This is a genomic window from Comamonas jiangduensis (assembly GCF_030162955.1).
In the GTDB taxonomy this organism is placed as follows: domain Bacteria; phylum Pseudomonadota; class Gammaproteobacteria; order Burkholderiales; family Burkholderiaceae_C; genus Comamonas; species Comamonas jiangduensis.
Map to the genome: position 1 here is coordinate 1 of NZ_JARXOV010000023.1, position 22,376 is coordinate 22,376.

At 57.9% G+C, this 22,376-nt stretch carries 23 protein-coding genes; 16 read left to right on the forward strand and 7 right to left on the reverse strand.

What is annotated here, in order from left to right:
- Nucleotides 1-348 precede the first annotated feature (348 nt).
- The gene (locus tag QEP12_RS15515) at nt 349-582 is read left to right on the forward strand and encodes a hypothetical protein (RefSeq protein WP_174864049.1); all 234 of its coding nucleotides are present in this window, start codon (nt 349-351) and stop codon (nt 580-582) included.
- Nucleotides 583-685: 103 nt separating this feature from the next.
- On the opposite strand, the gene QEP12_RS15520 is transcribed toward QEP12_RS15515, so the two are convergent.
- Entirely contained in the window at nt 686-1,042 is a 357-nt protein-coding gene (locus tag QEP12_RS15520; protein ID WP_174864047.1) for a PRC-barrel domain-containing protein, read from the reverse strand.
- A 76-nt stretch (nt 1,043-1,118) separates the two neighbouring features.
- Here QEP12_RS15520 and QEP12_RS15525 point away from each other — a divergent pair, with 76 nt between their 5' ends.
- Nucleotides 1,119-1,376 (forward strand): hypothetical protein, encoded by a 258-nt coding sequence (locus tag QEP12_RS15525; RefSeq protein ID WP_174864045.1) that lies wholly within the window; start codon nt 1,119-1,121, stop codon nt 1,374-1,376.
- A gap of 327 nt (nt 1,377-1,703) precedes the next feature.
- Here the strand turns inward: QEP12_RS15525 and QEP12_RS15530 are convergent, their stop codons facing one another.
- Nucleotides 1,704-2,945 carry a GGDEF domain-containing protein gene (locus QEP12_RS15530; protein ID WP_284214808.1) on the reverse strand — a complete coding sequence of 414 codons (1,242 nt, stop codon included), beginning with the start codon at nt 2,943-2,945 and terminating at the stop codon, nt 1,704-1,706.
- A gap of 359 nt (nt 2,946-3,304) precedes the next feature.
- Here QEP12_RS15530 and QEP12_RS15535 point away from each other — a divergent pair, with 359 nt between their 5' ends.
- The 4 genes from QEP12_RS15535 to QEP12_RS15550 all read left to right on the forward strand — a co-directional run bounded on the left by QEP12_RS15535 (nt 3,305) and on the right by QEP12_RS15550 (nt 5,812).
- On the forward strand, nt 3,305-4,414 hold the full coding sequence (locus QEP12_RS15535; protein WP_284214809.1) for an NAD(P)/FAD-dependent oxidoreductase: 1,110 nt from the start codon (nt 3,305-3,307) through the stop codon (nt 4,412-4,414).
- Nucleotides 4,415-4,543: 129 nt separating this feature from the next.
- Nucleotides 4,544-4,849: a glycine zipper domain-containing protein gene (locus tag QEP12_RS15540; RefSeq protein ID WP_174864041.1), complete on the forward strand. Its 306-nt coding sequence runs from the start codon at nt 4,544-4,546 to the stop codon at nt 4,847-4,849.
- Between the two features lie 187 nt (nt 4,850-5,036).
- Complete coding sequence (locus QEP12_RS15545; RefSeq protein WP_284214810.1) at nt 5,037-5,432, forward strand: phage holin family protein; 396 nt, start codon at nt 5,037-5,039, stop codon at nt 5,430-5,432.
- Nucleotides 5,429-5,812 (forward strand): hypothetical protein, encoded by a 384-nt coding sequence (locus QEP12_RS15550; RefSeq protein WP_217451176.1) that lies wholly within the window; start codon nt 5,429-5,431, stop codon nt 5,810-5,812. Before QEP12_RS15545 ends, QEP12_RS15550 begins: the two co-directional genes overlap by 4 nt.
- A 151-nt stretch (nt 5,813-5,963) precedes the next feature.
- Here the strand turns inward: QEP12_RS15550 and QEP12_RS15555 are convergent, their stop codons facing one another.
- Nucleotides 5,964-7,010, reverse strand: a complete 1,047-nt coding sequence (locus QEP12_RS15555) for a quinone-dependent dihydroorotate dehydrogenase (RefSeq protein WP_284214811.1) — start codon at nt 7,008-7,010, stop codon at nt 5,964-5,966.
- 36 nt (nt 7,011-7,046) lie between these two features.
- Between QEP12_RS15555 and rpiA the strand changes: the two genes are divergently transcribed.
- The 4 genes from rpiA to phnD all read left to right on the forward strand — a co-directional run bounded on the left by rpiA (nt 7,047) and on the right by phnD (nt 12,301).
- Nucleotides 7,047-7,739, forward strand: coding sequence for a ribose-5-phosphate isomerase RpiA (gene rpiA / locus QEP12_RS15560; protein ID WP_174863476.1), 693 nt, complete (start codon nt 7,047-7,049; stop codon nt 7,737-7,739).
- Nucleotides 7,740-7,760: 21 nt separating this feature from the next.
- Nucleotides 7,761-8,990, forward strand: coding sequence for a nucleoside recognition domain-containing protein (locus tag QEP12_RS15565; RefSeq protein ID WP_284214812.1), 1,230 nt, complete (start codon nt 7,761-7,763; stop codon nt 8,988-8,990).
- Between the two features lie 180 nt (nt 8,991-9,170).
- Nucleotides 9,171-11,441 carry a putative bifunctional diguanylate cyclase/phosphodiesterase gene (locus QEP12_RS15570; protein WP_284214813.1) on the forward strand — a complete coding sequence of 757 codons (2,271 nt, stop codon included), beginning with the start codon at nt 9,171-9,173 and terminating at the stop codon, nt 11,439-11,441.
- Nucleotides 11,438-12,301, forward strand: a complete 864-nt coding sequence (gene phnD / locus QEP12_RS15575; RefSeq protein ID WP_284214814.1) for a phosphate/phosphite/phosphonate ABC transporter substrate-binding protein — start codon at nt 11,438-11,440, stop codon at nt 12,299-12,301. The genes QEP12_RS15570 and phnD overlap by 4 nt, the downstream gene beginning before the upstream one ends.
- A 3-nt stretch (nt 12,302-12,304) precedes the next feature.
- Here the strand turns inward: phnD and QEP12_RS15580 are convergent, their stop codons facing one another.
- The gene (locus tag QEP12_RS15580) at nt 12,305-13,438 is read right to left on the reverse strand and encodes a PQQ-dependent sugar dehydrogenase (RefSeq protein ID WP_219161989.1); all 1,134 of its coding nucleotides are present in this window, start codon (nt 13,436-13,438) and stop codon (nt 12,305-12,307) included.
- A 171-nt stretch (nt 13,439-13,609) separates the two neighbouring features.
- Here QEP12_RS15580 and QEP12_RS15585 point away from each other — a divergent pair, with 171 nt between their 5' ends.
- Nucleotides 13,610-14,314 (forward strand): YebC/PmpR family DNA-binding transcriptional regulator, encoded by a 705-nt coding sequence (locus QEP12_RS15585; protein ID WP_219161988.1) that lies wholly within the window; start codon nt 13,610-13,612, stop codon nt 14,312-14,314.
- Between the two features lie 338 nt (nt 14,315-14,652).
- Here the strand turns inward: QEP12_RS15585 and upp are convergent, their stop codons facing one another.
- From upp to QEP12_RS15600, 3 genes are all read right to left on the reverse strand, one after another.
- A complete protein-coding gene (upp, locus tag QEP12_RS15590; protein ID WP_219161987.1) occupies nt 14,653-15,285 on the reverse strand; it encodes a uracil phosphoribosyltransferase in 633 nt (210 codons plus the stop codon).
- A gap of 218 nt (nt 15,286-15,503) precedes the next feature.
- Nucleotides 15,504-16,370: an enoyl-CoA hydratase-related protein gene (locus tag QEP12_RS15595; RefSeq protein WP_284214815.1), complete on the reverse strand. Its 867-nt coding sequence runs from the start codon at nt 16,368-16,370 to the stop codon at nt 15,504-15,506.
- Between the two features lie 79 nt (nt 16,371-16,449).
- Nucleotides 16,450-17,967: a helicase HerA-like C-terminal domain-containing protein gene (locus tag QEP12_RS15600; protein WP_284214816.1), complete on the reverse strand. Its 1,518-nt coding sequence runs from the start codon at nt 17,965-17,967 to the stop codon at nt 16,450-16,452.
- Nucleotides 17,968-18,048: 81 nt separating this feature from the next.
- On the opposite strand from QEP12_RS15600, the gene QEP12_RS15605 reads away from it, so the two are divergent.
- From QEP12_RS15605 to rlmH, 5 genes are all read left to right on the forward strand, one after another.
- Nucleotides 18,049-18,768, forward strand: coding sequence for a YebC/PmpR family DNA-binding transcriptional regulator (locus QEP12_RS15605; RefSeq protein ID WP_284214817.1), 720 nt, complete (start codon nt 18,049-18,051; stop codon nt 18,766-18,768).
- Complete coding sequence (purD, locus tag QEP12_RS15610; protein WP_284214818.1) at nt 18,765-20,051, forward strand: phosphoribosylamine--glycine ligase; 1,287 nt, start codon at nt 18,765-18,767, stop codon at nt 20,049-20,051. The genes QEP12_RS15605 and purD overlap by 4 nt, the downstream gene beginning before the upstream one ends.
- Nucleotides 20,002-21,003 (forward strand): oxygen-dependent coproporphyrinogen oxidase, encoded by a 1,002-nt coding sequence (gene hemF, locus QEP12_RS15615; protein ID WP_431308103.1) that lies wholly within the window; start codon nt 20,002-20,004, stop codon nt 21,001-21,003. Before purD ends, hemF begins: the two co-directional genes overlap by 50 nt.
- Nucleotides 21,004-21,196: 193 nt before the next feature.
- Nucleotides 21,197-21,865: a ribosome silencing factor gene (gene rsfS / locus QEP12_RS15620; RefSeq protein ID WP_284214820.1), complete on the forward strand. Its 669-nt coding sequence runs from the start codon at nt 21,197-21,199 to the stop codon at nt 21,863-21,865.
- Nucleotides 21,862-22,329: a 23S rRNA (pseudouridine(1915)-N(3))-methyltransferase RlmH gene (gene rlmH / locus QEP12_RS15625; RefSeq protein ID WP_219161980.1), complete on the forward strand. Its 468-nt coding sequence runs from the start codon at nt 21,862-21,864 to the stop codon at nt 22,327-22,329. The genes rsfS and rlmH overlap by 4 nt, the downstream gene beginning before the upstream one ends.
- Nucleotides 22,330-22,376: the final 47 nt, after the last annotated feature.

Sequence of the window (22,376 nt, forward strand, 5' to 3'; positions counted from 1 at the left end):
TCTCGCCCCCCCTGAGGCCGTCACGCCAGCTTCAACTTTCACCGACTCGCCGCCTCGGAATCTGGGGCTGTTCACGGGCTTGACCATGGCTGACCGCGAAAGCGCATGGGGCATTTCCCTCCCACACAAGCGCAGGCAAGCTATTGGCGTAAAGTTGCCACGCCCGTGCAGGCTAGCGCGTGTACTTCAACAAACGAGCTTTTAACGGCAGCCGATGTGATTCAGGGCAAATACTTACCAAGGATGCAGTGACACCAGTCTTCGACTGGCTGTTGCTGATCTTTTTTACCAGCGAGGCGCTATTCCTCACTGCAGACAGTGTCAAGCCATAGGTTGGAAATTTTCACAATGATCGATTGGACCCCCGTAGTCTTCGTCACGTTCAAGGTACTCATCTTTGGCACGTGCATGTTCTTCGCTATCAAGTGGCATTACGACCAAGGTAAGAAGGGGGCGAACAAGCGCGCGCTGTGGCTCACGGGCGGCAAGGTGGTGGCTGCTTTCATGCTGGCGCTTGTGTGCGTGGTACTTTTCACTTTCACACTTGCCAGCAAGCTTGGTTTAGATTTGAACATGCCATGAGCGAAAAGGCCGCTTGGTCGCGATCGCTTGAAACAAAAAAAGCCAGCAGTCGCTGGCTTAAAACTACACAAAGTAGTAGGTGCTCTCAGAAAGTTTCAGCTGTTTATATGTAAGGCACGCCGTAGTAGTCGTGCACACGGCGACCATATTCATCGGTGTACTCTGGCCACGTATTGTTTTCATAGCGTGGAGCGTTATGCAGTTGCTCCTTGGTGACAGAAACTACATAGCCACCCTGATTCGGTTCATATTTCAGGCTGTGCCAAGGCAGGGGGTACAAGTCAGTGCCTATGCCCAAAAAGCCACCAAATTCCATGACGGCATAACGTACCTGACCAGTGATCTTGTCGATCATCAGAGAGTCAATAGAGCCCAGCTTTTCGCCAGCAGGGTTGTACACATTGGTGCCGTTAACGCGAGACGATGAGATGACGGATGAAGCGGTGTTCGATGTATGCATTCCTTCTCCTGTTCCATAAATTTCAGGGCCTAGTGCCAGAACATCTGGCTGGCCTGAGAAAACCAAGCAGTGCTTATTGCTGTTTCTGTTTTTGAGATTGCTGCTGATGACCCTGGTGGCTCTTTTGGTTGGCGTCCTGCTGTTGCTGCTGAGGCTTCGGGGTGTTTTGGCCCGTTTGCTGCTGGTTGGGGCTTGGCTGCTGTTGCTGCTGTTCCTTTTGGCCGGGATTTTGTGGCGGTTGGTGTTGCGACATTTCCATTACTCCTTCAGGTTGGCAGGCAAGCAGGGATTGCTTACCTTGGTATCAAGCATCGCCGACGAACGGCGCTTGTAGGGTAGGACAGACGGTCACTTACCAACTTTTGCGGAATAGTCTTTTCTTTACATCGCTCTGAGGGCGAGGGTGCCTCGGTTGGAGCGCCCAAGGTTTAGCGGCTGTCTTTGCACGCATCGTTGCTTAATTTTTTATAGCTATTAGCGCTTGCTGCATCTGCGATATATGCAGTTTTTATATGAAAAGGTAGTGGGAATGCATCCACGCGGCGAAAGTGCTGTTGACGGTCCACCCGGGGGTGGTGCTCACAGAGCGTAGGCGGTGGGTGTAGCAGCTAGGCTGCTTGAGACAAAGCGGTGGCAGGCGAGGCGCCAGAGGGCAGGTCACTCAGCATGACTGCGCAGTTGTTGGCGCAGTCTCATGTGCAAGCATGCTGGGTTTGCCGGCATCCAGTGCGCTGTAATCATTCAGCGGCAGCGGCGCTTGAACACAGTTGCGGCCAGCGGCTTTGCCCCGGTAGAGGGCAGCGTCAGCGGCACGCATGGCTCCTTCTAATTCTGCAATGGAGCTAAAGGGATGGGATATGCCGATTGTGACCGTGCAGCGCAGTGGCTGGGTGCTTTCCGGAATGTCGATGATCTGCGCTTCTAGCATGGCGCGCAGCCGCTCTGCCAAGCGAAAAACACCGGCTTCGTCCGTGTCGAGGCAGATGAGCACAAACTCTTCGCCGCCGATGCGGCTGGTTAAATCACCGCGGCGTGCGGTGGTGCGCAGCACTTGTGCCACGTGGCATAGCACTGCATCTCCTGCAGTGTGGCCGTAGGTGTCATTGATGTGCTTAAAGTGGTCAACGTCCAGCAGCAGCAAGTAGGCTGGGGCCGTGGTGCGGGTATGGAAAAACAGCTGCAGCGCTTCTGAGAGACCCCGCCGGTTAAGCAACTGCGTCATCGGATCGCGTGCGGCCACGTCGCGCAAATCATCGGTCAAGCGGCGCAGTACCAACCAGACGATGGAGGGCGGCAAAATAGTGGCCAAAGAAGACATGTAAATGTAGAACACTGTCTGGAAGCTGTTGTCCATTTGCAGTGCGTCCAGTCCACCGTCCACAATTTTGATGAATTTCAAGGCGTTGAGAACACAGATGCCGCTGATCAGCAGGGCAAAAAAGACCATTTCGGCATACAAATCTTTAGCAAAAGTGCGCACGCCATGGATGACAGTCAGAGCCATTAAAAAGAACAGCAGCGACGACATGGCCGCCAGCATCGCGTAGCGCGCGGTGGGGCCGAGGCTCCATTGCACCAGCACTTGTGCGGAGCCATACACCACCGCAAAAACAATCAATGGGCGCCACAAAGGCACCATGTGGCCAAAAAAGCGCATCGCGCCCAGCCAGTAGGCAATTGGGGAGGCTAGTGTGAGCGTGTGGTTGATAACGCTCACGGCACTCCATGTGGGCCCGCCCTCAGCCAGTTGCAGGATGTAGGCCAGCCCGAGCAAAAGATTGCCCAGGGCAAAAAAATCCATCCCCATCTTTTTGCCATGCAAGCGTTTGCTGATCAGCAAAAACATGGCTGAAAAGCACAGCAGGTGGGCACACAGCATGCCGACGAGAATGGTTGCAACCATGGTGTTGAGGGAAAAATGCAATACAGGCAGCTGTTAGGGGAAACGACTGGCTGCCCTGGCAGTCGCTTGCAAGAATCAGTAGGCAAAACATGCAGAGGCAGGATGGGCCTGCTTCCCACGGCATGCTGTGTGGTAGCTGTTGACGTTCTTGGGATTGAACGTCGCAGTGTAATGATTTGTGAATAGATGCCAAGCCCTTTGACCAGAAAGCACCGCAGTTTTGCGCCGACTTTGCAGGAAAACTGAGTCTCTCTGGGGGAGATGCAGCAAGGCGATGGCGTAAGAATTTATTAAGCTTTGCAAGGCAATTCTGCGCGTACGCTTGCATGCTTAGGCACAAGTACATCAGGGAGACATACGTGGTAGATCAAGTGCAAAGTGTGGTGATTGGGGCAGGTGTGGTGGGGCTGGCTGTGGGCCGAGCCTTGGCCCAGTCCGGTCGGGAAGTGATTGTTTTGGAAGGCGCTGATGCGATTGGCACGGGCACCAGTTCACGCAATAGTGAGGTGATTCATGCCGGTATTTATTACCCCACAGGCTCGCTCAAAGCGCGTTTGTGTGTGAAAGGCAAAGAGCAGCTGTACGCCTTTTGCGCAGAAAAAGGCGTGGATGTGCGTCGCTGTGGCAAGCTGATTGTGGCAACCAGTGCCGAGCAAGTGGCACAGCTGGAACACATTCAAAAAAAGGCCGCTGCCAATGGTGTGCATGACTTGCAGTTACTCAGCCGCGAGCAGGCCAGGGCGCTTGAACCCGAGCTGGAATGCCATGCAGCCTTGCTCTCTCCCAGCACTGGCATTGTGGACAGCCACGGTCTGATGCTGGCGTTGCAGGGCGATATGGAAAATGCTGGGGGTGCGCTGGCGTTGCTGTCACCGGTAGCGTCTGCGCAGGTGCAGTCGGATGGAATATTGATTCGCACCGCAGATGGCACCGAGTTGTTGGCGCAGGAGGTGGTGAATGCCGCGGGCCTGTTTGCTCCCAGCGTAGCCAGCAAGATACAGGGTTTGGATGCATGCCATGTGCCGCAGGCTTTTTACGCTAAAGGTAACTATTTCACGCTCAGCGGCCGTGCGCCGTTCAGTCATTTGATTTACCCCGTGCCTGAGGCGGCTGGCTTGGGCGTGCACCTGACGCTGGATTTGGGGGGACAGGCCAAATTTGGCCCCGACGTGCAGTGGGTAGACAGCCCAGATCAACTGGAGGTGGATCCCCAGCGCTGTGAAGGCTTTTATGCAGAGGTCAACAAGTACTGGCCTGGTCTGAAAGCCGGTAGCTTGGCCCCCGGCTATGCGGGGATGCGTCCCAAAATTTCAGGGCCGGGCGATGCCGCCGCAGACTTTGTGATTCAAGGTGCAGGCACCCATGGCGTGGCGGGGCTGGTGAATTTGTTTGGCATAGAGTCGCCCGGGCTGACCAGTTGCATGGCGATTGCCGATGAAGTTTTGCTGCAATTAACCAAGAAATCTTGATGTTCTGCGGCCTAGGCTGACTTGTGGGTGCCCATGCATTCGCTAAGATGGCATCCAACATTGCTGCTATGGTCTTTGGCCGTGGCGGGTGATTTCTCTTCCATTTAATGACCAAGAAAGGCTTTTATCATGGCGTTTTCTGACACTGTTTCTTCTGCCCAAGCTGATCTGGAAAAGCTGGTGACGGATGTGCGTGGCCTGCTGGCCAGCAAAGATCTGGACTCTATTCCCCAAATCAGCGTGCTGCGCCAAAAGCTCGATGACGGTGTGTACCGTGCCCGTGAAAGCACCCTGAATGCGGCGCACGAGGCAGCACGCCAAGCCAAAGAAGCGGCGTATGTGGCAGACCGCTACGCCCACGACGAGCCGTGGCGCGTGGCTGGTGCTGCACTGGCAGTAGGTGCATTGCTGGGCTTTTTGCTGGCACGCCGCTAAAACGCGCAAACACAACCCTTGGTGCGTGGTTGCGTAGCCTGTAGTACAGCTGTACTGCCTACGACTTCGCGCTTTGCATCCATTGCAAATCAAAGATTTGCTGTGCTGTGCTGGGTTGTGTGAGTGGTCCTCAGCCGCTCAAGCTTGTTTACACCTTCTGCCTACAGCCCTGCAAAGGAAATCTGCCGTGAATTGGATGTCGATTCTTGGATTGGAAAACTTGTCTGCTCGCATGCGAGCCAATCTCAATGAAGGAGCCATAGCGGCAGAAGACCGCATTGCGCTAGCACGTCTGGAATGGTCTGCGCAGAAACAGCGCCTGCAAACCATTTTGGTGCTGGGCATTGTGATGGGCGGTCTGACGATTGTGGCCCTGGTGCTGCTGTCACTGGCCGTTTTGGTGCACTTTTGGGATTCGCCGCAGCGCTCTGTGGTGGCTTGGGTGATTGCGGGCGTTTGGATGTTTGCATGGCTGGGCACGCTGGTAGTGCTGTTGTCGGCGCTGCGCAAGTCCAGCCATCCTTTTGCGCTAACGCGTGCAGAGTTGGCGCAGGACTGGGCTTTGTTGAAGGAGAAGCTGTGAACAATTTGGCAACTAGTTCCGCAACCGCGGTGCCAACACATGCCGAAGCACCGCTGGTCATCTCTGCGGTGGCGGCTTTGGAGCAAGATGTGCGCTGGCAGCAAGCCAGTGAGGCCGAGCGCGTGGTGCTCAAGCGCATTGCCATGCAGCGTGACCGCTGGGTGGCAGCCAAGCATGCGCAGCAGCAAGCCAAGGCGCTGCGCACGCAGGCAGACACGGTGCCCGCAGATGCTCCGCTGATGGAAAGATTGGTGGTGTTTGCCAAGCTGCACCCGATAGCGACAGCTGCGGTGGCTGGGCTGGCTGTGATGGTTGGCCCGCGCAAGTTGATGCGCTATGGTGGCTTGGCGCTGCCGTTGATCAGCAAGCTCAAGCGCTGAGTGCGGCGTTTGCGCTGATTCAATACAAAAGCCCGGCATGCCGGGCTTTTGTATTGATATCTGCTAGCGCCTGATTTTTAAGGATTTCAGATGGTAATGATGCCGAAAACCTTGTTTTACTTACGCTGGCAGCTCCTTTTTTTACGAAAAATTAACGCATGGCCTTGATGGCTTGGGCTGCATCGCTTACCAAGCCTGGGCCGGCATAGATCAAGCCGCTGTAGATCTGCACCGCATCGGCACCCGCGCGGATTTTGGCGGCGGCATCTTCGCCGCTCATGATGCCGCCCACGCCAATGATGGGGTAGCCAGCGCCCAGTGCAGCGCGCAGTTGGGCAATCACGCGGTTGCTGGCTTCAAACGCGGGCGCGCCGCTCAGACCGCCGGTTTCTTCGGCGTGCTCCAGCCCCTGGACGGCTTCGCGGCTCAAGGTGGTGTTGGTGGCAATCACACCGTCCATGCCGTGGCGCTGCAAGGTGGCGGCAATCACTTTGACCTGTTCTTCATCCAGATCGGGGGCAATCTTTACAAAAATGGGCACACGGCGGCCCTGGGCGCTGGCCAGCTCTTCGCGCTTAGCGGCAATCGCGCCCAGCAGCGCATCCAGCGCTTCGTCACTTTGCAGGGCGCGCAGGTTCTTGGTGTTGGGCGAGCTGATGTTGACCGTCACGTAGTCCGCATGGGGGTACACGCCTTCCAGGCAGATCAGGTAGTCGTCGGTCGCTTGCTCAATGGGCGTGGCGGCGTTTTTGCCAATGTTCAGGCCCAGCAGCATGGGCTTGCCCTGTGCACGCACTTTGGATTGTTTGACGTTGGCAATAAAAGCATCCAGCCCGTCGTTGTTAAAGCCCAGGCGGTTGATCAAGCCCTTGGCCGCAGGCAGGCGGAACATGCGTGGCTTGGGGTTGCCCGGCTGGCCTTTGGGCGTGACGGTGCCCACTTCCACAAAGCCAAAGCCCATGGCGGCCAGCGCGTCGATGCAGCGCGCGTTTTTGTCCAGGCCCGCGGCCATGCCCACGCGGTTGGGAAACTTCAGGCCCGCCAGGGTGATGGGGTCTTCCACCAGCGGTGCGGCCCATGCGCATTCCAGCAAGGTGCCTTGGCCCTTGGCCAGCGTGTTCATGGTGAAGTCGTGGGCCTTCTCGGGGTCCATACCAAATAAGAAGGGGCGTACAAGGGCGTAAGGAATAAGCGACATAGGGAATAATTCGGAGGATTAACCGGATTTTCCCCCATGACGACACCTACTGCACCTCTCACGCAAGATGAATTGAAAACTTTGGTCGGCCAAGCCGCTCTGCATTACGTGGTACCTGGCGAAATTGTGGGCGTGGGCACCGGCTCCACCGTCAACAAATTCATTGACGCGCTGGCCACGATGAAGGACCAGATCAAGGGTGCGGTTTCCAGCTCGGTAGCGAGTACCGAGCGTTTGAAGGCGCTGGGCATCACCGTGTTCGATGCCAACGACGTGCAAAGCCTGTCGGTCTACATCGACGGTGCCGACGAAATCGACGGCCAGGGCTATATGGTCAAAGGCGGGGGCGCTGCGCTCACGCGCGAAAAAATTGTGGCTGCGCTGGCCAAGCAGTTTGTCTGTATTGCTGACGAATCCAAGCTGGTTGCGGCATTGGGTAATTTTCCGCTGCCCGTGGAAGTGATCCCTATGGCTGCTGGCCAAATCGCCCGCAAGTTTGAAGTCATGGGCGGTACTGCCACGCTGCGCATGAAAGACGGCCAGCCCCTGGTGACCGACAACGGCCAACACATTCTGGATGTGCGCGGCCTGCAAATCACCGAGCCACTCGCGTTTGAGAGCCAAGTCAACCAGTGGCCCGGCGTGGTCACCGTGGGTGTGTTTGCGCACCAAAAAGCCCATGTATGCTTGCTGGGTTGCGCCGATGGCGTGCGCACCATCACTTACTAACTTTTGAGCTGATTTACACCTATGCTCAACGCGCTTTGGTTGGGCTTTTTTCTCGTGGCTGCTGTCGCTGCGCTGGCCCAATGGCTGGTTGGCGGGCAGCCACAAGTGTTTGCACAGATGGTGCAGGCACTGTTTGCCATGGCCAGGTTGTCGGTCGAGGTCATGGTGCTGCTGTTTGGCACACTGACGCTGTGGCTGGGTTTTTTGCGCATTGCCGAAGAGGCGGGCGTGGTGCAGTGGCTGGCCAAAGTGCTGGGACCGTTGTTTGCCAAGCTCATGCCCGAAGTGCCGCGCGGGCACCCGGCACTGGGGCTCATTACGCTGAACTTTGCCGCCAACGGCCTGGGGCTGGACAACGCCGCCACGCCCATGGGCCTCAAAGCCATGAAGGAGCTGCAAACGCTCAATCCACAGCCCGACAGGGCGACCAACGCCCAAATCTTGTTTTTGGTGCTGAATGCCTCGTCGCTCACGCTGCTGCCGGTCACCATCTTTATGTACCGTATGCAGCAGGGAGCGCCCGATCCGACGCTGGTGTTTCTGCCGATTTTGCTGGCCACCTCGGTCTCGACCTTGGTGGGGCTGCTGGCAGTGGCACTGGTGCAGCGCTTACCGATTTTCAGCCCCGTGGTGCTGGCCTATTTGCTGCCAGTCGGTCTAGGCTTGGCGGCCTTTATGGCATTGCTGACCACTCTCAGCGCCGCCGCCTTGGCTTCGCTGTCGGCGTTGCTGGGTAATTTCACCCTGTTTGCACTGATTGTGCTGTTTGTAACGCTGGGCGCTTATAAAAAGGTGCCGGTGTACGACAGCTTTGTGGCCGGGGCCAAAGAGGGTTTTGACGTGGCCAAGGGCTTGCTGCCGTATTTGGTGGCCATGCTCTGCGCTGTCGGGGTATTCCGTGCCTCGGGTGCTTTGGACTATGTGCTGGATGCCGTGCGCTGGTGCGTGCAGTGGCTGGGTATGGACGGCCGCTTTGTGGATGCGCTGCCAACGGCCTTGGTCAAGCCCTTCTCGGGCAGCGCCGCGCGCGCCATGTTGATTGAGACCATGCAAACCCAGGGGGTGGACAGCTTTGCCGCTTTGGCGGCCGCCACCATCCAAGGCAGCACCGAAACCACGTTCTACGTGCTGGCCGTGTATTTTGGCGCGGTAGGCATTCAAAAAGCGCGGCACGCGGTGCCGTGCGCTTTGGTGGCAGAGCTGGCGGGTGTGGTGGCGGCCATTGGGGTGACGTACTGGTTTTTTGGCTAGGTAGAGCACCGCACCCTGCGGGTGTCACTCAGTTGTCACGCAATATTCACACAATGTTGCAAGTAGAACTGGGCTTTCACCATGACATGGCTTGCGACGCATTTCGGTGCACGAACTCAAAGAATTTCACCCCGGCACGGGGCCGCGAGCAGGGGCAAGCGCTGGCAGCCTACGCATGGGATGCTGGTTGCTGTCATCGTTCTGGTGTTGAGTTTGCTGTGGTGGCTGACGGCTAAGCATTTGCGCGCCCAACAGGAGCAGGTAGAAAACGCCACCCGCTTGCAGCAGGCTGGTGTTGCAGCCATCGTGTCAGAGAATTTGCGGCAAATCCTGGAAAAAGCCCAGCTCATGAGTGTGCTGGCTTTGCAAGGGGTGCAAGGCACGGGGCCGTGGCAGCATCAACTGGCACAAATGCTGGATCGCGACCGTGTCTTTCTGCGCTATACCCTGCTGGATCAGCAGCTCCAGCCTTTGGCGGGTGATGTTCAAAATTTAGGTCGATGGGATGACGCACTTGCTCAACAGCAAGGTGCGTGTGCGGGTGGCAGGGGGGCTTTGGTCTTGCCAGGAGCCCATCAGTCCAGCTCCCAGGAGCTGACATGGCAGGTGCCCCTGCTGCTGTGCGTCACGGATGCCCAAGGCGTGTCGCAAGGCTATTTGATGCTGCACATGGACTTGGGCTATTTTTTGAGTCTGTACCAAGATGTGGATTGGGGTGCAAGCGGCAGCTTGCATTTGCTGGCACCCGATGGCCGTGTGATTGCAGCGATGGTCGGCGGTGGATTGGTGGCGCAGCCCAGCAGCGCAGCGGTCGATGCGTTTCGCAAAGTGCCTGAAGGCGCAGGGGTGCGCAACTTTGAGTGGCCCCAAGGGGTGGCACGGCTGGCCAATTTTCACCGTACAGCGCACATGCCCATCACCGTGGTGGTCAGCCGTGAATGGCGCGAGATCCTTGCCGCTCATGACGACTATGCCCACCGTGCCTGGTGGTTGTTGTCGGTGGTCTCGGTGCTGACCATGGGGGCTACTTTGTTTTTGCTGCGAACCTTGCATCGGCGCCAGCAGTGGTTTGATGCGCTGGAAAAAGCGGACCAAGACAAACAAGAGTTGATTGCCCAGCTGGAGAGTGAAAAGCAGCGTGCATTGGCCTTGGCGGCCAGTGACCACCTGACAGGGCTGCACAACCGGCGCATGTTTTATGAGCTGGTTTCAAGCCATCTGGCTTTGGCCAGGCGCAGCAGCAAATACTACGCATTGCTGTACCTGGATTTGGACCGTTTCAAAAGCGTGAACGACACCTTGGGGCACCATGTGGGTGATGCCTTGCTGCAAGCAGTGGCCCTGCGCTTGCAGGGCATGCTCAGAAGCTCTGACATCATTGCTCGCATGGGAGGCGATGAATTCGCAGTGCTGGTCACGGCCATGGAAGGCCCGCAGGATATGGATGTGCTGGCTCAGAAGCTGGTCGAGGGGCTGTCCGCACCTTATGAAGGCATCGCGCCAACGGCACTGCATACCTCGCCCAGCATCGGTATTGCTTTTTTCCCGCGCGATGGACATGACGTGGAGGTGTTGTGCCGCCATGCGGATACCGCCATGTATGCCTCCAAAAAAGCGGGGCGCAACCGGTTTACGTACTACGAACGCATCACCCCCGTAGACAGTGAGCGCGGTTACCGCTTGGCACGGCAACTGCCCGATGCGATTGCGCAAGAGCAGTTGGTGCTGCACTTTCAGCCCAAGGTGCGGCTGGAGGATCGAAATATTGTGGGTTTTGAGGCGCTGGTGCGCTGGCAGCATCCAGAGTTGGGGCTGATATATCCGGGGGACTTTATTGCGCTGGCAGAAGAGCATGGCCACATTGAAGCCCTGGGTGAGTGGGTGATGCTGGCTTGCTGCAGGCAGATTGCGGCGTGGCGCATGCAAGGGCTGGATGTCCGCCCCATCGCGTTCAATGTCTCGCCATTGCAGCTGCGTGACTGCGCGTTTCCACTGCGTCTGGCAACTTGCTTGCAGCACTATGGGGTGCGCGGCAGTGACGTCGAGGTGGAAATTACCGAAAGCTGCCTGGTGGAGCCGGTGGGGGTGGCCACGCGCGTGCTGAGCCAGTTGCAGCAAATGGGTGTTCGGATTGGGTTGGATGATTTTGGTACGGGGTTCTCCAGCCTGAGCCAGATTCGTTCGCTGCCCATCGACACCATCAAACTTGATAAATCCTTTGTCAATGAATTGCGCAGCAGCAAAGAGGCGGGAGTGTTGGTGACGTCGATCATCACCTTGGCCCATAACCTCAAAATGCAGGTGGTGGCAGAGGGCGTGGAGTTGATGGATCAACTGGTGTATCTGAAAACCGCGGGCTGTGACATTGCACAAGGGTATTTTCTAAGTCGCCCGGTGACGGCGCAAAACGCAGAAGCGTTGTTGCGACAGAGCATTCTGGAGATTGCATGAGCAGCATGGCCAGAGGGTTCGGGGTGGTCTGCGTGCTGTGCTGCAGTGGGTGGCTGGCTGCCGCAACCGCAGCATGCTTGAACCCCAAGGTGCTGCAGATGGCGGTGATACCCAAGAACGTGCGCAATGCCCAGGTGTCATCGCAGTCGGCATTGCTGCAAAGCATCCAGGAAGAAAGTGGCAAAGCGGTCGAGTTGTTGCCTGCCACTTCTTATGCGGCGGTGATTGAAAACCTGCTGGCCGGCAAAGCACATATTGCAGAGCTGGGGCCAGCCAGCTACGCCTTGCTGAGCAAGCGCGCACCGCACTTTGTGCCGTTCGCCACCCTGTCGCGCAGTCGGCAGCTGGGCCAATACCATTCGCTGCTGGTGGTACGTGGGGATACCATTTATCAAAGCCTGCTGCAGTTGCGTGGCAAGCCACTGGCCCTGACGGATCCCTCCAGCACTTCCGGGGCCGTGGTGCCAGGGTGGATGGTGCAAAAGGCCACAGGCTACGCGTTGACCCATTACTTCTCGCGCGTGCTGTTCATGGGTTCCCATGACCGGGCACTGGAGGCGGTGCGTAAAGGATGGGTAGAGGCAGCGTTTGTCGCCAGCGATCAAATGCCCGAAGACGACAAAAGTTGGCGTGTGTTATGGCGCTCTCCAGCCTTGGTGGGCAGTCCTTTTGTGATGGATGCCCGCCTGTGCCCTGCCATTCAGGCGCAGGTGCGCAAGGCTTTCTTGGAGCGGCAAGAACGGCTGCAGGCATGGCTGCAGATGCAGCACTATCAGTATGTCGTGCCAGTTACGGCAGCGGATTACGCAGGTGTCCAAGCCCTTATTGCACCGCCTCCAGACGGGCGGCCCTCACCCTAACAACTAGGGCGTTGCCACCAGACGGAGTAACTGGCCATTGCTGCGATCGGTCAGCACATACAGCCAGCCATCGGGGCCTTGGCGCACATCGCGCACGCGCTGACCCAAATCGGGAAGCAGGTGCTCGACTTTGCTGATCTTGTTGCCTTCAAAGCGTATACGCTCCAGCCGCTGGGCTTTGAGCGCGCCCACCACCATGTCTCCTTTCCAGCCGGGATAGCGGTCGGAGGTAATGAATGCCATGCCTGACACCGCGATCGAGGGCGTCCAGTGGTGCACAGGCTGCGCCATCCCTGCTTGGTGTGTCTTCCCGTCGCCAATCTTGCCGCCGCCATAGTTTTCGCCATAGGTAATGACGGGCCAGCCGTAGTTGTTACCGGCTGTTGGGCGGTTGATTTCATCACCCCCTTGGGGGCCGTGCTCGTTCATCCAATAGCTGCCATCCGGTGCCAGGGCTGCCCCCTGCGGGTTACGGTGGCCATAGCTCCAGATTTCTGGCAGGGCATCGCTGCGCCCCACAAAGGGGTTGTCTTTGGGTACGCTGCCGTCTTTGTGGATGCGCACAATCTTGCCCAAGTGGTTTTGCAGATTTTGCGCCTCTTCCTTGAAGTGGTAGCGCTCGCCCAGGGTGAGCAGCAGCGTGCTATCGCGGCGCTCCACAATGCGGCAGCCAAAATGCAGCTGGCTGGCTTTCTTGGGGCGCTGGCTGAAAATGACTTGCAGGTTTTCTAGCCTTGTTTGATCCGCCGAAAGCTGGGCTTTGGCCAGTGCCGTGCTGTTGGTGCCGTTGTGGGTGGGGGCGGGTTCGCTGTAGCAAAAGTACACGGTGCGACTGTGGGCAAAGTCGCTGTCCAGCACCACATCCAGCAAGCCACCTTGCCCGCCTGCCGCAATCGCGGGCAAGCCCTGCAGTGGTGCGCCCAAGGTGCCATCGGCAGCTATTACGCGCATGCGCCCCGGGCGCTCGGTGACCAAAAACTTGCCTTCGGGTAAAAACGCCACAGCCCAAGGGTTTTGCAACCCTTGTGCTACGACTTGCAGCTGTATGTGGAGTGCGTGGGCGCTGACCAGTGTGCAGCACAGGGCCGCTGCGCAGATGCGCGGCGCAAGACGCTGACAGAGGGCGGTGGAAGGCATGCATGTCTCCTTGGATTGGGCTTGCGGCAGCGCAAGCACGAAAGCAGAAGGCACAAAAACTTGGCAACGATGGCGCAGGGGCCACTGCGGCAGGTGTATAAATCCTGCTGAGTCATTCTATGCCGCTCATAAGAAGCGGCTTTTTTTGTTCTTTTTCGAGAAAGGCCCCCTATGGGAGCGCAATGGAAAGCCAAGGGCAAGGCCCTGGTTGCGGACGCCAAAGGCAAGCTGTTTGGCAAATTGGTCAAGGAAATCACCGTAGCAGCCCGTTTGGGCGGGGGCGACCCCGGCAGCAATGCGCGCCTGCGCATGGCGATTGAAGCGGCCCGCAAGGCTTCCATGTCCAAAGAAACGCTGGACCGGGCGGTCAAAAAAGGCGCGGGCGTGGGCGCGGATGCGGTCAATTACGCCAGCGTGATTTTTGAAGGCTATGCGCCTCACCGCGTGCCCGTGATGGTGGAGTGCCTGACCGACAACCCCAACCGCACTGCGCCCAATATGCGCGTGTGCTTTCGCAAAGGCCAGATGACTGCGGTGGCGTGGGACTTTGACCATGTGGGCATGATCGAAGGCGAGGCCGAGAGCGGCGCTGACGTCGAGTTGGCTGCGATTGAAGCGGGCGCGCAAGACTTTGAAGCCGGTGACGAAGAAGGTGTGACACTGTTCATTACCGACACCAGCGACCTGGACGCTGTGAGCAAGGCGCTGCCTGCGCAAGGCATCAAGGTGCTGTCGGTCAAGCTGGGCTACAAGGCCAAGAACCCCGTGAGCATGGGCAGTCTGTCGGCCGAGCAGCAAGAGGAAGTGCAAGCTTTCTTGGCGGGTCTGGAGAACGACGACGACGTGCAACACGTGTTCGTGGGCCTGGTGGACTGATTGCGTAGCACGGCGTTCAAAGTCGCATCACGCGGCCTGCATGCAAAAAGGACTGCACCCGGCAGTCCTTTTTTTGGTTTGAATTCTTGTCTGAATGAAAATGTATAGCTGCTAGCGATTGTATTTTAAGGGTTTTGTGTATATTTTGCGATGAACTCATTACCGGCTTTGCGCTAGCAGCTATCAATTTTTGCTTGATGGCCAATGCGGATGGATGGTGTAGGCCCGCGCTGGCACGCGTTGACCCGCGCGTGGCAGGGTCTTATGGGCACAAAAAAGGCTTCCCGCAGGAAGCCTTTGTCTTGGGATGAAGGCGTGGGTAACGCCTGCATCTGTGTTTACTTGGTACCAAAAATACGGTCCCCCGCATCACCCAGGCCTGGCAGGATGTAGCCGTGGCTGTCGAGCTCACGGTCAATGGCGGCGGTAAAAATTTCCACGTCAGGGTGGGCGGCTTGCATGGTCTTGATGCCCTCGGGCGCTGCCAGCAGGCACATGAACTTGATGGACTTGGGCGCGCTCTTGTCTTTGAGTTGCTGCACAGCAGCCGCTGCAGAGTTGCCGGTGGCCAGCATGGGGTCCACCACAATCACGTCGCGCTCGCCCATGTTCTCGGGCATCTTGTAGTAGTACTCCACGGGTTGCAGTGTCTCGGGGTCGCGGTACAGCCCAATGTGACCAATGCGCGCACCGGGCACCACGTTGAGCATGCCATCCAGGAAGCCATTGCCTGCGCGCAGGATGGACACCAGCGCCAGCTTTTTGCCGTCAATGACCTTGCCCACCATTTTTTCCATGGGGGTTTCGATTTCCAGGTCTTGCAATGGAAAGTCGCGCGTAATTTCGTAGGCCATCAGGGTCGACAGCTCGCCGAGCATGCGGCGGAAGCTGTTGGTGCTGGCTTCCTTGCGGCGCATCAAAGTCAGTTTGTGCTGAATCAGGGGGTGGTCGATGAGATGGACGGTGCTCATGGTCAGTGTCGGTATTTAGAAAGGTTGTGGCTGGCACGCAGCGCTCAAGAATATTGCTGTCTGTTCTGTCTCAAGCACGTGGTGTGCCACTGCACATTGCGATGACCTGCATTGTGCTTATTTCTCATTACCTCTGTGGAAAGTCCTGATCTTGTCTGTGCGCGCAAGGGTGTTTTTTGACCTTGCGCACATCTGCCCGGGATTGGGCGCTGCAAACATTACATCTGGCCAAACGCCCGTTGAGGCATCAGGGCAGGGAAGTCGCCTGCGCGCTGTTGCTTGGAGGCCTGCACGGATTCCATCACGTGGCGGTTGCTCCAGATGCCCGCTTGCAGCCAGCCCATCTGGCGCAAGCTGTCTTGCACGCTGTGGTCGCGCGCAAAGTCCAAGGCCTGCTTGCTACCCCAGATGGCAATCGGGGGTTTGGATGCAATTTCTTGGGCCGTCTGCATGGCGGCGGCCAGCATGTCTTCTTGGGTGGCATAGAGGCCGTTGACAAAGCCGTGCTCCAACGCCGCCTGAGCGGGCCAGCGGCGGCCCGTGTAGGCCAGCTCTTTGACCAAACCCATGGGCAGCAGCTTGGGCAGGCGCTGCAAGCTGCCAAGGTCAGCCACCATGCCGATATTGATTTCCTGTACACAGAAAAAAGCTTCTTGCGTAGCGTAGCGTATGCAGGCGCAGCACACCATGTCCAGTGCACCGCCAATACAGCCACCTTGGATGGCCGCGATAACAGGAATACGCAGTTGCTCGATGCGGGTAAAAACCTGCTGCATGTCCCACAAGAACTCTGACATGGCGGCGCGCCCCTCAGGAGATTTGTCTTGCGGGGCAAATTCTGGGTTGGCAAATGTTTCTAGCGCCATGCCCGCGCTGAAGTGCTTGCCTGTGCTGCTGATGACCAGCGCCCGCACATCGCCGTGGGCCTGAATGTGCGTCAGCGCAGCGTCTAAATCGCGCCAAAAGCCCGGGTGCATGGTGTTCAGGTTCTGGGGCTGGCTCAATTGGAGGTGGGCGATGTGGTCGTGCAGGTGCAGTTGCATGACCGACAGCGAAGGGGGTGCGGTAGGTGTAGATGTGGGCATATGGCCCTGCACTCTAAAGAGCGCACCAGCCAAGTTGAAGTCGCACATTCCCTGAGGAATGTGCGATCAGCGCGCAGACTTAACGTTTTTTACTGCCAGTCAAGCTGCCCAGCACACCGCGCAGCAGCTCGCGTCCAATCTGGTTGCTCATATTGCGGGCGGTGGATTTGACAAGGCTTTGCACCAGGCCATCTTTCTTGCCCCCACGCGGGCCGGTGCTGCCAAACAAAAAGTCGTTAAGGCCACCCATCAATCCACCGGCTTCGGCCTGGGTTGCCGCAGGGGCACCGGCCACGCCCCCTGTGGCTGCAGGTGCGGTGGCGGCACGGGCTTGCAGCACTTCATAGGCGGATTCGCGGTCTTCCGCTTTTTCATAGACGCCAGCCACCACCGAGTTGGCAATCAGCGCTTGGCGTTGGGCATCGGTGATGGGGCCAATCTGGCTGCCTGGCGGCACCACATATACGCGCTGGGTAATGCCGGGGCGGCCTTTTTCATCCAACAGGCTGACCAGGGCTTCGCCCACGGCCAGCTCGGTGATCGCCGCTTCAATATCGACCTCCGGGTTGGGACGCATGGTTTGAGCTGTGGCTTTGACGGCTTTTTGGTCTTTGGGCGTGAAAGCGCGCAGCGCATGCTGCACGCGGTTGCCCAGTTGCGCCAGCACGCTGTCTGGAATGTCCATGGGGTTTTGGGTGACGAAGTACACGCCCACGCCTTTGGAGCGCACCAGACGCACCACCAGCTCGATGCGTTCAATCAAAACTTTGGGCGCATCGTTGAACAACAGGTGGGCTTCGTCAAAAAAGAACGCCAGCTTGGGCTTTTCCGGGTCGCCAATTTCGGGCAATTGCTCAAACAACTCTGAGAGCATCCACAGCAAGAAGGTGGAGTACAGGCGCGGCGATTGCATGAGCTTGTCAGCCGCAAGAATGTTGACGATGCCGTGGCCTTGCGCGTTGGTTTGCATCAGGTCTTCAATGTTGAGCATGGGCTCACCAAAAAAGGATTCACCGCCTTGCGACTCAATTTGCAGCAGCCCGCGCTGGATGGCGCCCACGCTGGCGGCCGAGATGTTGCCGTACTCGGTAGTGAACTGTTTGGCGTTGTCCCCCACGTGCTGCAGCATGGCGCGCAGGTCTTTGAGGTCCAGCAGCAACATGCCGTTGTCGTCGGCAATTTTGAAAACGATGTTGAGCACGCCCATTTGCGTGTCGTTCAAACCCAACATGCGGCCAATCAGCAGCGGCCCCATGTCAGAGACGGTAGCGCGCACCGGGTGGCCTTGGGCGCCAAACACATCCCACAGGGTGCTGGGGCACTGGAGTGGCTCTGGCAAGGCAATGCCGCGCTCTTGCAGGGATGCCGCCAATTTGCCGCCGATAGCACCGGTTTGGCTAATGCCCGTAAGGTCCCCCTTGATGTCGGCCAAAAAGACAGGTACACCCGCTACAGAGAAGCTTTCTGCAATTTTCTGGAGTGTGACGGTCTTGCCAGTGCCGGTGGCACCCGTGATCAAACCATGGCGGTTGGCCATGCCGGGCAAGATGGAACAAACGGTATTGCCGCGCTGGGCGATGGGTAATGCTGGGGCCATGTTCGGGTTTCCTCTGTCAAGGGGCGCTGTCAAACGTAGAATCCGTGCCTAGTAGATTAAATCAAGACCAAAGGATTTCCTGTGGCAGGACATAGCAAGTGGGCCAACATCCAGCACCGCAAAGGTCGCCAGGATGAAAAGCGCGGCCGTATCTGGACCCGAATCATTCGTGAAATCATGGTGGCTGCCCGCCAAGGTGGTGGTGACCTGAACGCCAACCCTCGTTTGCGTCTGGCGGTAGATAAGGCCAAGGCTGCCAATATGCCTGCCGACAATATCAAACGCAATATCGACAAAGCCACGGGCAACCTCGAAGGCGTGACCTACGAGGAAATTCGCTACGAAGGCTATGGCATTGGTGGTGCGGCCATCATTGTGGACACCATGACCGACAACAAAGTGCGTACTGTCGCGGAAGTACGCCATGCATTCAGCAAGCATGGTGGCAACATGGGCACCGAGGGTTCGGTGGCCTTCCAGTTCAAGCACTGCGGTCAAATTATTTTTGCGCCTGGAGCCTCGGAAGACCAAGTGATGGAAGTCGCTTTGGAAGCAGGCGCCGAAGATGTAATCACCGATGAAGAGGGCGCCATCGAGGTGCTGACGGCGCCCGCCGACTTTGAAGCGGTCAAGAATGCGCTGGAAGCCGCAGGCCTGAAGCCCGAAGTGGCGGAGGTGACCATGCGTGCTGAAAATACGATTGGGCTGCAAGGCGATGACGCTGAGCGCATGCAAAAGCTGTTGGACGTTCTAGAAGATCTGGACGACGTTCAAGACGTTTACCACAACGCGGACTTATGAAAATTCTTGTGATTGGCGGCGGTGGCCGTGAGCACGCTTTGGCGTGGAAGTTGGCCCAGTCGCCCAAGGCGACCAAGGTATTTGTGGCACCCGGCAACGCTGGTACTGCTTTGGCCGGAGGCAAGTTGCAGAACTTGCCGATTACGGATGTAGTGCAACTGCGCGAATGGGCGCAGGCAGAGGGCGTGGCGCTGGCGGTGGTCGGCCCTGAAGCGCCTTTGGCTGCGGGTGTCGTGGATGAGTTCCGCGCACATGGCCTGAAAGTGTTCGGCCCCACCAAGGCCGCAGCGCAGCTGGAGTCTTCCAAGGCCTTTTCCAAGGCATTCATGCGCCGTCACGGCATTCCTACTGCCGACTACGATACGTTCACCGACCCGGCGGCTGCCCACGCCTTTGTAGACCGTTTGGGCGCACCCATCGTGATTAAAGCCGACGGTCTGGCTGCAGGCAAGGGTGTGGTGGTTGCCATGACGCTGCAAGAGGCCCACGACGCCGTGGACTTCATGCTGGTGGACAACAAATACGGCGTGCAACACAACGAAGGTGGCGCGCGTGTGGTGATTGAAGAGTTCCTGGCGGGTGAGGAGGCTTCGTTCATCGTGCTGTGCGATGGCAAGAACGTGGTGGCGATGGCCACCAGCCAAGACCACAAACGCCTGAAAGACAACGATGAAGGCCCCAACACGGGTGGTATGGGTGCGTACTCGCCCGCGCCCGTGGTCACGGCCGATGTGCATGCCCGCGCCATGCGCGAGATCATCTTGCCTACCATCCGCGGCATGGAAAAAGACGGCGTGCCGTTCACCGGCTTCCTGTATGCCGGCTTGATGATTGATGGCAACGGCCACCCCAAGACGCTGGAGTTCAACACCCGCATGGGTGACCCCGAAACCCAGCCCATCATGATGCGCCTCAAGAGCGATTTGGTGGATGTAATGCTGGCAGCGGTCGACGGCAAGCTCGACAACGTGGAGCTGGAATGGGATCGCCGCACCGCCTTGGGCGTGGTGATGGCCGCCGCAGGCTACCCCGAAGCTCCGCGCAAGGGTGACACCATCACCGGCTTGCCTGCAGAAGCTGATGATGCCGTGGTGTTCCATGCCGGCACCCAACTCAATGAAGCAGGAGTGCCTGTGACGACGGGTGGCCGCGTGCTGTGCGCGACCGTGCTGGCCGACAGCGTGCGCCAAGCGCAAACCCGTGTGTACGACGTGACGCGTGGCATTCACTTTGATGGCATGCAGTACCGCCGCGACATTGGTTTCAGGGCCATCAAAGGCTAAGGAGCTTCACGTGCAAGAACAAAAAGCCACGGTGGATAACGTTCGAACCTATTTGCTAGGTTTGCAAGCCAGCATCACGCAGGCGCTGGAGGCCGTCGAAAAAGCGGCGGGCGCAGGGGGCGCACAGTTTTTGGCAGATCCGTGGGCGAAGGGCGCTGATGAGCGCTTGCAAGGCGACGGCATCACCAAAATCATGGAAAACGGCTTGGTGTTTGAACGCGCTGGCTGTGGTTTTTCGCACGTGAAGGGGGCGCAGTTGCCACCTTCGGCCACGCAGCACCGGCCTGAATTGGCGGGTGCGCCGTTTGAAGCCATGGGGGTTTCGCTGGTGTTCCATCCGCGCAATCCCTATGTGCCCACGGTGCACATGAATGTGCGCATGATCGCTGCAGGTCACGAAGGCCAGCCTGCCACCTGCTGGTTTGGTGGCGGTATGGATTTGACGCCGGTGTATGGCTTTGAGGAAGATGCCGTGCATTTTCACCAAACCTGCAAGGACGCACTGCAGCCTTTTGGCGCGCAGCTTTACCCCCGCTTCAAGACCTGGTGTGACGAATATTTTTATTTGAAGCACCGGGACGAGCAGCGCGGTATTGGCGGCATTTTCTATGACGACTTCAGCGAGCTGGGGCAAGACCAAGGCTTTGCCATGATGCGCTCGGTCGGTGATGCCTTCCTCAAGGCTTATCTGCCTATCGTCGAAAAGCGCAAGACCACACATTACGGTCCGGCGCAAGTGGATTTCCAGCGCTACCGCCGTGGCCGTTATGTAGAGTTCAACCTGGTCTGGGATCGTGGTACGCACTTTGGGCTGCAGTCGGGTGGCCGCACGGAGTCCATCTTGCTGTCCATGCCCTTGCACGCGGACTGGAGTTACCAGCGCCAAGACCCGCAGGGAACCCCGGAAGCGCAGCTGCTGAGTCAATACTTGGTACGCCGCGACTGGCTTTGAGGCGTGAAAAGCGCTATCGGATCAGGAAAACTATAATTTCCATAGCTGCCGGTCTCAGATTGCCTGTGCCCGGCATTATTTTTTATAAACACAATAAAGCCCTGTCAGCGTGGGGCAGCATACCGAAGGGCATTGAAGCCTCGGCCAGCACCACGCTATATTGACCGGAACTTACTCAACCAAACATCGCCTGATGAGCACTTCCACAAAATCGGATTCCGCAGCCAAGAAAGACGTGACCAAACTTCAGCGTGCCATCGTCGATGGCCTGGAAGACGTCAAGGCACAAGATATTCAGGTTTTCAATACCGAACACCTGTCGCCGCTGTTTGAGCGCGTGATCGTGGCATCGGGCGCGTCCAACCGCCAGACCAAGGCCTTGGCCTCCAGCGTGCGTGATGCGGTCAAGAAGGCTGGCTTTGCCGTTCCACGTCACGAAGGTGAAGAAAACGGTGAGTGGATCATTGTGGACTGCGGCCAGTGCGTGGTGCACATCATGCAACCCACTATTCGCCAGTACTACCGCCTGGAAGAAATCTGGGGTGACAAGCCAGTGCGCTTGAAGCTCGGAGGTGCCAAGCCTGCCAAGATCTTCGCTTCGGAAGATGCATCGGCAGCTGCCAAGCCCGCCAAGAAGCCTGCAGCCAAGAAATCTGTGGCGGCAGTCGATGGCAAAACCGTGGTGAAGAAGGCAGCTGCCAAAAAGTCTGCAGCCGCCAAGACAGCGGCGGACAAACCTGCAGTCAAAAAAACTGCGGCTAAAAAGCCTGCAGCCAAGAAGACCACAGCGCTGAAGACCGTGGTGGTCAAGCCCACGGCACCCCGTGGTGGTGCGAAGAAGGCTGCTGCCAAGAAGGCATGAAGCTGCTGATAGTGGCCGTGGGCCAGCATGTGCCTGATTGGGCACAGACGGCTTACGACGATTACGCCAAGCGGTTTCCGCCTGAACTCAAGGTCGAGCTCAAGGCCGTTAAGACCGAGCCGCGTGGCTCTAAAACGGTGGAAACCTTGTACGCAGCGGAGCGCAAGCGCATTGAGGCAGCCATTCCACGTGGCACGCGCATTGTGGTGCTGGATGAGCGCGGCACCAATTTGACGACCAAGGCATTGGCCGCACGGCTGCAAAACTGGCAGCTCGAAGGCGACGATGTGGCTTTGATCATTGGTGGCCCCGATGGTTTGGACCCCGCCTTCAAGCAACTGGCGCATGAAAAGATTCGTTTGTCTGACATGACGCTGCCACATGCCATGGTGCGTGTGCTGCTGATCGAGCAGCTCTACCGCGCATGGTCGGTCAATGCGGGTCATCCGTACCACCGCGAGTGAGATGGTTGCAGCCATACTCAGAACCCAGCCCTGTAAGTGTCTTTACA